Annotated in this window: 10 protein-coding genes; 5 read left to right on the top strand and 5 right to left on the bottom strand. The window is 55.6% G+C overall.

The window, feature by feature from the left end:
- The 4 genes from ftsY to rpoH all read left to right on the top strand — a co-directional run.
- Window positions 1-1,048: signal recognition particle-docking protein FtsY (gene ftsY, locus ACTH5D_RS15925; RefSeq protein WP_441672941.1), on the top strand; the 1,048-nt coding region annotated here is incomplete at its 5' end.
- On the top strand, window positions 1,045-1,713 hold the full coding sequence (ftsE, locus tag ACTH5D_RS15920; RefSeq protein WP_441672939.1) for a cell division ATP-binding protein FtsE: 669 nt from the start codon (window positions 1,045-1,047) through the stop codon (window positions 1,711-1,713). The genes ftsY and ftsE, both read left to right, overlap by 4 nt.
- On the top strand, window positions 1,710-2,753 hold the full coding sequence (ftsX, locus tag ACTH5D_RS15915) for a permease-like cell division protein FtsX (protein WP_441672937.1): 1,044 nt from the start codon (window positions 1,710-1,712) through the stop codon (window positions 2,751-2,753). Before ftsE ends, ftsX begins: the two co-directional genes overlap by 4 nt.
- 114 nt (window positions 2,754-2,867) lie before the next feature.
- A complete protein-coding gene (gene rpoH, locus ACTH5D_RS15910; RefSeq protein ID WP_441672935.1) occupies window positions 2,868-3,737 on the top strand; it encodes an RNA polymerase sigma factor RpoH in 870 nt (289 codons plus the stop codon).
- 152 nt (window positions 3,738-3,889) lie between these two features.
- Here rpoH and slmA read toward each other — a convergent pair whose 3' ends face one another.
- The 5 genes from slmA to coaBC all read right to left on the bottom strand — a co-directional run bounded on the left by slmA (window position 3,890) and on the right by coaBC (window position 8,739).
- On the bottom strand, window positions 3,890-4,498 hold the full coding sequence (gene slmA, locus ACTH5D_RS15905) for a nucleoid occlusion factor SlmA (protein WP_441672933.1): 609 nt from the start codon (window positions 4,496-4,498) through the stop codon (window positions 3,890-3,892).
- A gap of 19 nt (window positions 4,499-4,517) precedes the next feature.
- On the bottom strand, window positions 4,518-5,417 hold the full coding sequence (gene argB, locus ACTH5D_RS15900) for an acetylglutamate kinase (protein ID WP_441672931.1): 900 nt from the start codon (window positions 5,415-5,417) through the stop codon (window positions 4,518-4,520).
- Between the two features lie 96 nt (window positions 5,418-5,513).
- The gene (locus ACTH5D_RS15895; RefSeq protein ID WP_441672929.1) at window positions 5,514-6,908 is read right to left on the bottom strand and encodes a phosphomannomutase/phosphoglucomutase; all 1,395 of its coding nucleotides are present in this window, start codon (window positions 6,906-6,908) and stop codon (window positions 5,514-5,516) included.
- A gap of 56 nt (window positions 6,909-6,964) precedes the next feature.
- Complete coding sequence (dut, locus tag ACTH5D_RS15890; protein WP_441672927.1) at window positions 6,965-7,423, bottom strand: dUTP diphosphatase; 459 nt, start codon at window positions 7,421-7,423, stop codon at window positions 6,965-6,967.
- Complete coding sequence (gene coaBC, locus ACTH5D_RS15885; protein ID WP_441672925.1) at window positions 7,420-8,739, bottom strand: bifunctional phosphopantothenoylcysteine decarboxylase/phosphopantothenate--cysteine ligase CoaBC; 1,320 nt, start codon at window positions 8,737-8,739, stop codon at window positions 7,420-7,422. Before coaBC ends, dut begins: the two co-directional genes overlap by 4 nt.
- Window positions 8,740-8,914: 175 nt before the next feature.
- Between coaBC and radC the strand changes: the two genes are divergently transcribed.
- Window positions 8,915-9,589 (top strand): RadC family protein, encoded by a 675-nt coding sequence (radC, locus tag ACTH5D_RS15880; protein ID WP_441672923.1) that lies wholly within the window; start codon window positions 8,915-8,917, stop codon window positions 9,587-9,589.
- Window positions 9,590-9,826: the final 237 nt, after the last annotated feature.

Here is a 9,826-nt window from a genome sequence, read left to right as displayed (position 1 = left end):
AGAGCCAGAGCCAGAGCCAGAGCCGACGCCCGCGCCAATTGCTCCCCCTGCTGTTTTGCAGGAAAAGCCAGGGGCGGAGAAAAGTGACAAAAAAGGCTGGTTTGCGCGGATTAAATCAGGTCTGGGCAAAACCCGCGCCAATTTGACCGACGGCATCGCCGATCTGTTCTTAGGTAAAAAACAGATTGATGACGAGCTATTAGAAGACTTAGAAACGCAGCTGTTGCTGGCCGATGTCGGCATTGAAGCAACGACGGAGATCATTGGGCGTCTGGAAACGCGCGTCTCGCGCAAAGAGCTTAATAATCCAGAAGCACTCTACCGTGGTTTGCAAGAAGAGCTGACCACTATGCTGGAGCCAGTCGCCAAACCTCTTGTGATTGAAAAGCGCTCGCGCGATCAAGAGGGCAACGGGCCGTTTGTTATTTTAGTCGTCGGCGTTAACGGCGTGGGTAAAACGACCACTATAGGTAAGCTGACTCAGCGTTTTCAGCGTGAAGGTAAAAGCGTCATGCTGGCGGCTGGCGATACCTTCCGCGCCGCCGCCGTTGAACAGCTAAAAGTATGGGGCGGCCGTAATCGCGTGCCGGTGATTGCTCAGCATACCGGTGCCGATAGCGCCTCGGTTATTTATGACGCGGTAGCTGCTGCCAAAGCACGCGGTGTCGATGTGCTGATTGCCGACACCGCCGGCCGGCTACATAACAAAAGCCACCTGATGGAAGAGCTGAAAAAAGTCCACCGGGTGATGCAGAAGCTAGATACCAGCGCCCCTCATGAGGTGATGCTAGTACTCGATGCGGGAACCGGGCAAAACGCTATTTCTCAGGCCAGTACCTTTAACGATGCCGTGCCTATCAGCGGTATCACCTTGACCAAGCTGGATGGCACCGCGAAGGGCGGCATTATTTTTGCGCTGGCTAAGCAGTTAGGGACGCCGATTCGTTTTATTGGCGTGGGGGAGGGCATTGATGATCTTCGCCCCTTTGAGGCCAGTGATTTTGTGTATGCGCTGTTTGATCGTCAAGAGGATGATGCCAGCGCATGATTGCTTTTGAGCATGTGGGAAAGCGTTATGGCGGCCGTTTTGAAGCGCTAGCGCACCTCAATTTTCGTGTCGGTCGAGGTGAAATGGTATTTCTTACCGGCCATTCCGGCGCGGGTAAGAGCTCGCTGTTGCGCTTAATCATGCGTCTTGAAAAGCCCAGTCGCGGGCGTGTCATCGTGGCCGGTCACGATATTGCCCAGCTGCATGCCAGCCAGGTGCCGTTTTATCGCCGCCAAATTGGCGTCGTCTTTCAAGACCATCAGCTGCTTTTTGACCGCAGTATTTTTCACAACGTCTCGCTGCCGCTGGATATCCAAGGGATTGAATCCCGAGAAACCGCGCGTCGCGTGCGTGCGGCGCTCGATAAGGTGGGTCTATTACACCGTGAAAAAGCGTTGCCGATAGAGCTGTCTGGCGGTGAGCAGCAGCGGGTAGGCATTGCCCGCGCCGTGGTAAATAAGCCCGCGCTGCTGCTAGCGGACGAGCCAACGGGTAATTTAGACCCCCAACTTTCGGCGGATATCATGGCGCTGTTCGAGGATTTTAATCGCATCGGCACCACCGTCATGATTGCTAGCCACGACCTGGCTCTGATTGCCCGGCTGCGGCATCGCATTCTGCGCTTGAGTGACGGTCGTCTCGTAGGCGACGAGGGGGCGCTATGAAGCCATCGGCTACTCCCAGGCGCCGCCAAGGAGCGGCGTTAAAAAAGCCGCGCAGGCCACCCACTAAAGCGCCTGGTAATAAACCTTCGCAGCGAGGTGCCAGATCGCATCAGGCGCGGTTTTCAAGCCGCCTGAGGGCCTGGGGTCGCCACCATCGCAGCATGGCAGGAGACAGCTTCTATCGCCTGGTGCGCTATCCGGTTGGTAATCTTCTGACCATGCTGGCCATTGCCATTGCGCTGGTGCTGCCGGCCGCACTCTGGCTAACCTTAGATAGCGCGCGCCTGTTAGATGCGGAGCTTGATGAGAGCGCAACGCTAACGATGTATCTAGCGTTGGCCGCGGATGACGCGCAGGCTTTGCGGATTGAGGAAGCTGTCAACGCAGAAGGTAGCGTGCTTGAGACGCAGTTGATCAGTGCGGACCAGGGCATGGTGGAATTTCAGCAGGCGCTGGGGCTTGATGATGCGCTGGCTGGCCTGGACGATAATCCGCTGCCGATTAGCATTGTAGTGCGACCAGAAAGCGTTGACCCAGCGGCCATGCAGCAGTTGGCTAACACGCTTGAAGCGCTTTCGGGTGTTGATGAGGTGCGGGTCGATTTAGCCTGGGTCGAGCGGCTCAGAAACTTAGCCGAGCTTGGCCGGCGAGTAGCCCTGGCGCTAGGTGCGCTGTTCGGTCTAGGGGTGCTGCTGGTGGTGGGTAATACTATTCGCTTGTCAGTAGAAAGCCGCCGCCGAGAAATTGAAGTTGTCATGCTGATTGGCGCTACTCATGCTTTTGTTCGGCGGCCATTTTTATATAGTGGTGCTTGGTACGGTGTCGGTGGCGGGCTGTTAGCACTGGGGCTACTCGGCGTGGGCAATCATTGGCTATCACTGCCGGTGGCGGCACTGGCCGCAAGCTACGGCGCGAGTTTCTCATTGCCTCAACTTGATGTGATGGGCTCTACAATTCTGCTATCCTGCAGTACACTACTAGGCTGGTTGGGCGCTTGGCTGGCGGTGACTCGCCATCTCTCAAGTATTCGCCCAAGATGATGCCGTTGGGTGGTAAAGGCTTTGAACCTTATCCACACAATCGTGTCTGAATGTATAAGTTAATTAAGGCGTGCTACGTCAACCACGATGTTTTACAGGGGAGACCACCTGCACATGAGCACTAGTCTTCTACCGGTGGGGCAGCTTTCACCCGGCGGCGACCTTGGCGGCTATATCCGCGCGGTCAATGGTATTTCGGTATTAACGGCTGATGAAGAGCGTGAGCTTGCCTATCGTTTGCACGATGAAGGCGATTTGGAAGCCGCTCGGCGTTTAGTTATGTCGCATTTGCGCTTTGTTGTACACATTGCGCGCAGTTATTCAGGTTATGGGTTGCCGCAAGCGGATTTAATTCAAGAAGGTAACGTTGGCTTGATGAAAGCCGTCAAGCGCTTTGATCCCAACCACGGTGTTCGGCTGGTTTCTTTTGCGGTGCACTGGATTAAAGCTGAAATACATGAATTTGTACTGCGTAACTGGCGCATTGTGAAAATCGCCACGACGAAGGCTCAGCGTAAGCTGTTTTTCAATTTGCGCAGCGCCAAGAAGCGCCTGGCGTGGTTGAACAACGACGAAGTTGCCGCTATCGCTAAAGATCTCGACGTTAAGCCTGAAATTGTGCGCGATATGGAAGGCCGCCTTTCTTCTTACGATGCAGGGTTTGACGGCTCGCCGAGCGACGATGATGACAGTTCTTACCAAGCGCCGGTGCATTTTTTAGATGATGCTGCGTCAGACCCGGCAACACAGCTGGAAGATAGCAATTTCGAAGAAGACTCCACGCGTCGTTTGCAGCTGGCGTTGGAAGGGCTGGACGAGCGCTCGCGAGACATCTTGCAGCGCCGCTGGTTAGCTGAGAATAAAGAAACGCTGCATGATTTGGCCGACGTTTACGGCGTGAGTGCAGAGCGTATTCGTCAGCTTGAGAAAAATGCCATGAAAAAGCTACGCTTGAAAATGGGTGAAGATTCCATTGCTGCATAGTTAGGTTTCAATAACGTAAGTTTAAATACCGTACGCAGTTATATCGTAAGTTGCAGTATGGTATGTGTAATACAAAAACCGGCCCTGTTTAAAAGCAGGGCCGGTTTTTTTATGGGTAAGCTTTATGGGTCAAGGCCCGCGCCCCCGTGGGTTTAGGCGGGGAGTGCGACGGCGCGTAGCAAATGAGCCGAAAGCAATGACCACTGATCTTCCCAGTGCTCGGTCGGCAGGCGTTTAAAGTCACTGCGCACGTACTGTGAAATGCGTCCTTCTGCCTGGGCTGTTAGCAAGTTCGCGGCGGCCGGGGCTGGAATGGTGGGCCGCAGTCCTTCGCGAAGCTCTGCCTCGCGTAGAATCTGCTTTAGCTGCGTCTCTAGGCGCTCAAACAGCTGATTGACGCGCTGGCGCAGCCGCGCGGTTTCGCCAGTAAGCACGTCGCCTCCCATCACGCGAGCAAGACCAGGGTTCTTTTCAGCAAAGCCTAGTAGCAGCGCAAGGATGGTGCCGCAGCGCGTGGTGGCATCGGGTGCGTCTTCTAAAATGCGCGTAATCCGGGCAAAAATACTTTCTTCAATAAAGTCGATTAGCCCCTCAAACATGCGCGCTTTGCTAGGAAAGTGCCGATAGAGTGCCGCTTCGGATACTCCCACCTGGCGCGCCAGGGCCGCCGTGGTAATACGTTTTCCGCTGTCCTCTTCAAGCATCAATGCCAGCGCCTGAAGAATTTGCTCGCGACGGCGAGGCTTTTGGTCATCACTCATAAAGTGCTCTCCGTCGCGATTAGTACGCGTCCATTATTTGAGTGCCTACCCCAGCATTGGTGAAGATTTCTAGCAACACTGCGTGGGGAACGCGGCCATCAATAATATGCGCGCTGTTCACGCCGCCTTTAACGGCATCAAGAGCGCAGCGGATTTTGGGCAGCATGCCGCCATAAATCGTGCCATCGGCGATTAGGGCATCTACCTGGGAAGTGGTTAATCCAGTAAGTACTTCGCCTTCGGTGTTCATTAAACCGGCCACATTGGTGAGCAGCATTAATTTTTCGGCATTAAGGGCTTCGGCAATCTTGCCGGCCACTAAGTCGGCATTAATGTTGTAGCTGTGGCCTTTTGCATCAACGCCGATGGGGGCAATCACCGGAATAAAGTCGCGAGCCGCGAGCATCTCGATTAGCTCGGTTGAGATCGACTCGACTTCCCCTACGTGACCAATGTCGATAATTTCAGGTACGGTCATTTCGGGGCTTTGGTGCTCAACTTTGAGCTGGCGGGCACGAATTTGTGCGCCGTCTTTACCCGTTAAGCCTATCGCCTTGCCGCCGCTCTGGTTGATGAGGTTGACGATGCTTTTATTGACCAGGCCGCCTAGAACCATCTCAACGACGTCCATGGTTTGCGAGTCGGTGACACGCATGCCGTTCACAAAGCGTGACTCAATGTTGAGCTTTTTCAGCAGATCGCCAATTTGCGGGCCGCCACCGTGTACCACCACAGGATTGATGCCAACCTCCTTCATTAACACGATATCGCGTGCGAAGGAGTCAATCAGGGTGCTTTCAGTCATCGCATTACCGCCGTATTTGACCACGACGGTTTTGCCGGAAAACTGCTGGATATAGGGAAGCGCTTCGGAAAGCACTTCCACAACGACCTGGGGGTCGCTACTGGCTGAACTCATTATGTTGTCCCTTGCGAACGTTTTTATGCTGATCACATGTGTGCTGATGTAGTGATAAGGGTCATGCTTTCTTGGTGCACACGATCCCTTCGGCGCCTAGTGTTCCTCAATGGCGAGCTTGAGCTCTGGCGCGGCGCGTAATAACGCAGTGTTAAAAACAGTTTTAATGCGCGCTAGGGCGGCATCGTCTTTGCCTTCAAAGCGCATCACCAGTGCAGGCGTGGTGTTAGAGGCACGGCACAGCCCCCAGCCATCGGCATAGTCGACGCGGATGCCGTCCAGCGTGGTTTTGATACCTTCGCCGAAGTCGCCCTCTCGAGCAAGCTTATCCACGATAGAAAATTTGTTAGCGTCGGTCACCGCAATGTTAATTTCCGGGGTGCTCACGTCCTGGGGGAATTGTGCGAAGAGCGTATCAGCGTCGTTGGATTGGTTAGCTAAAATCTCAACCAGTCGAGCGGCGGCATAAAGACCATCGTCAAAACCATACCAGCGCTCTTGGAAAAAAATATGCCCACTCATTTCACCTGCCAGCAGCGCGCCCGTTGCTTTCATGCGCGCCTTGATCAGCGAGTGGCCGGTGCGCCACATTTCCGGTTCGCCGCCTGCTTCGCTGATCACTTTCACCAGGTTGCCCGTGGACTTAATGTCAAAAATGACCTTGGCGCCGGGCTGGCGAGTGAGCATGTCGGTGGCAAATAGCATCAGTAGATGATCGGGAAAAACAAGCTGGCCGTGAGGCGTCACAACGCCTAGACGATCACCGTCACCATCGAAGGCAAGGCCAATATCCGCGTTGGTTTCGCGAACCTTGCGTATCAGGTCTTGCATGTTTTCCGGCTTGCCAGGGTCGGGGTGGTGATTGGGAAAGTTGCCGTCGATCTCGGCAAACAATGGAATCGTCTCCACGCCTAGGCGCGACAGCAGCTGTGGCCCCAGCTCTCCGGCGACGCCGTTGCCGCAGTCGACAACGGCTTTTAGCGGCCTGCTGAGGCGAACATCGCCTAAAATACGCGCTAAGTACGTTTCGCGAATATCTTGCTGCGTGAGACTGCCTTGGCCCTCTACTAGTGCGCCCGACTGGATGCGCTCGAACAAGGCAGTGATGGCATCGCCGGAAAGCGTCTCGCCGCCCAGCACAATTTTAAAGCCATTATAGTCCGGCGGATTGTGGCTGCCGGTCACCATGACGCCCGACTGGGTACCCTCTAGCAGGTGGGTAGCAAAGTAAAGCACCGGGGTGGGCACCATGCCGATGTCGATGACGTTGCGCCCTGCAGCGTTTAGGCCGCGTATTAAGGCCGCTTGCAGCCGCGCGCCGGAAAGACGCCCGTCGCGAGCCACCACCACCGTCGACTCTCCGCATGCGGCCGCTTCAGAGCCCACGGCACGGCCAATCATCTCGACCGTGCTTTCTGTCAGCGTGTCGTCAACAATGCCGCGAATGTCGTAGGCGCGAAAAATCGAGGCGGGTACGGTCTGTGTGTTCATTAGGCTTCCCAGCTAAACCAACATGCGTTGCTCATCGCGACGTTATCCGTCAGCGGCTACTGGCTGCCGGTGCTGCCAAACCCTGCGCTGCCGCGTGATGAATCTTCAAAAGCGTCTACAAGAGAGAGCTCGGCTTGCACAACGGGCACGAGCACATACTGTGCCAAGCGATCAAAGGGCGCTAGCGTAAATGCACTTTGGCCACGGTTCCAGACAGATATCATCAGCTCACCCTGATAATCAGAGTCGATTAAGCCGACCAAATTACCCAGTACGATGCCGTGCTTATGCCCTAGCCCCGAGCGCGGCAGAATCATGCCCGCAAGGGAAGGGTCTTCAATATAGATGGCAATGCCGGTGCGCACGAGCTGACATTCGCCGGGGACTAACGTTAGCGGCTCATCCAGCAGGGCTCGAAGATCCATGCCTGCGGAGCCTTCCGTGGCATACGTTGGCAAATAGTCGTTGAGTCGCTCATCCAGTAGTTTGCACTGTAGCCGAGGGCGGGCGGTCATAAGGTGTCTCCAGGGGCGGTATTAGATGGGGTTTCGGCTATTTTTGCCGCGAGCAGGGCGAGCGCTTGGCGAATAATGGTGCCAGCCAGCTGTGTTTTTGGCTGCGGCGCTTCTGATCGACTTTCAACGCCTTGCGGCGTGCGCCACAGTATCCAGGCAGCGTTCTGGTCGCTGCCAAAGCCAAGATCGGCTAAAGAAACGTCATTAGCGACGATCATGTCCAGCCCTTTGCGCTGTAGCTTGTCGCGTGCGTAGCGCTCGATGTCCTGGGTTTCGGCAGCAAAGCCGACCACAAGCGGACGCTGCTCAGCGGGCAGGGTCGCGACGCTGGCGATAATGTCAGGATTTTTCACCAGGGTCAGGGTAAGCGTATCACCCGTTTCCTGTTTCTTGAGCTTGTGCTCGGCAGGGGCCGCAGCGCGATAGTCAGCGACGGCGGCACAGCCGATAAACAGCGCGGCCTGGGGCGCTAGTCGCTCGGCCTCAGCGTGCATCTGTTCGGCAGACTCTACGTCAATGCGAGTGACGCCTTTCGGTGTGGGTAGCGCAACGGGCCCGCTGATTAACGTCACGTTGGCGCCTTCAAGCGCCGCCGCGGCGGCCAGCGCGAAGCCCATTTTCCCCGAGCTGTGATTGGAGAGGTAGCGCACGGGGTCGAGCGGCTCACGGGTAGGGCCCGCCGTAATGACGATATGAGGAGCGCTAGCTGCAGGGCGCGGCGCGGCGCGAGATGCCATAAATAGTTCGACAATCGCGCTGAAAATCGCGTCAGGCTCGCTCATGCGGCCAGGACCGACATCGCCACAGGCTTGGTCGCCGGCAGCGGGGCCTATCAGCTGCCAGTTATCGCTTTCCAGCTGCGCTACGTTGCGCTGTGTGGCGGGGTGGTGCCACATGGCTTGGTTCATCGCCGGGGCTATGAGTTTAGGCGCATCAGATGCTAAGCACAGCGTAGTGAGCAAGTCGTCAGCCATGCCGTGTACTAGGCGTGCGATCAAGTCGGCGGTTGCTGGTGCAATCAGCACGACATCTGCCCAGCGTGCTAGCTCAATATGCCCCATGCCCGCTTCGGCCTCAGGGTCGAGCAAGGAGGTGCGCACAGGCTCGCCAGAAAGCGCCTGCAGCGTTAGTGGCGTAATAAATGCTTGTGCCCCGCTGGTCATCACCACGCGTACCTCGCAGCCTGCCTGCTTAAGCAAGCGCACCAAAAGAGCGCTTTTATAGGCCGCGATACCCGCGCTAACCCCTAGCAGCACGCGCTTTCCCGTGAGCGTCGACGCCTTGTCAGGCGTGCTTATTGAAGTACCAGAAGCCATGAGCAGTGATCCACGTCAGCGTTCGAGAGGAGGCTTACCATACCATTGGCATCGCGATTTGGCATGTTAGGGGTAAACAAGGTTAAGCTAGGTTTAATGAGGCCAGCCACGCGCAAGCTGTTTTCAATGTACAAAGCATTAATACGCACAACAATCAGTAATGCGGGAAGATTCAATGGGAATCAATCACTGGCCGGAAGGTGAGCGGCCCAGAGAAAAATTATTAACTAACGGCGCTCAGGCGCTTTCAGACGCAGAGCTACTGGCGATTTTCCTGCGCGTTGGCGTGCAGGGGCGCTCGGCGGTTGATTTGGCGCGAGACCTGCTCAGCAGCTTTGGCGGCTTGCGGCCGCTGCTAGAGGCTAATCAGGCAAGCTTTTGCGCCGCGCATGGATTGGGCAGTGCTAAGTATGCCCAGCTTCAAGCGACGCTTGAGTTGTCGCGACGCCATTTAGCTAGCCAGTTGGCACGCGGCAATGCGCTAACGTCACCGGCCTTGGTACGTCACTATTTGACTTCACAGCTGCGCCATTTAGGGCATGAGGAATTTGCGGTGCTTTTTTTAGATACTCAGCACCGAATTATTCGCTATGAATCGCTGTTTCGCGGTACTCTAGACAGCGCATCTGTTTACCCCCGCGAAGTTGCCAAGCGCGCATTAGACCTTAGCGCTGGCGCCGTTATCCTGGCTCACAACCACCCTTCTGGCGTGGCAGAGCCAAGCGATGCTGACCGACGTATCACAGAACGTTTAAAATATGCTCTCGCACTGTTTGACGTGCGCGTGCTGGATCATTTCGTGGTGGGGGATGGAGACGTGGTCTCTTTTGCCGAGCGTGGCTGGCTATAAGCTCAATTGATACATCGTTCTTAGTCTCTGAGAATTCGCCGTGTAGAAAATGGCGGTATCCTTATTTTGCTAAGTTTGATGAGTAAAAAGGCTGTTTTTTAGCCTTTCGGGTCGGTTTCGCTTGCTGCTAATCAAGTGCTCTGGTATAAAGTGCCACCTTTAAACTTGGGTTGAATAACGGATTTGGGTAAAGCTTGGCGGTTAATTGCGTCGACTCCTTCCCTGCTCCGGTTTGCC

The sequence above is a fragment of the Halomonas sp. genome, from assembly GCF_052095695.1.
In the GTDB taxonomy this organism is placed as follows: Bacteria; Pseudomonadota; Gammaproteobacteria; order Pseudomonadales; family Halomonadaceae; genus Vreelandella.
The sequence above is the reverse complement of the archived record's forward strand: the minus strand, read 5'-3'. Positions and strand labels throughout refer to the sequence as shown.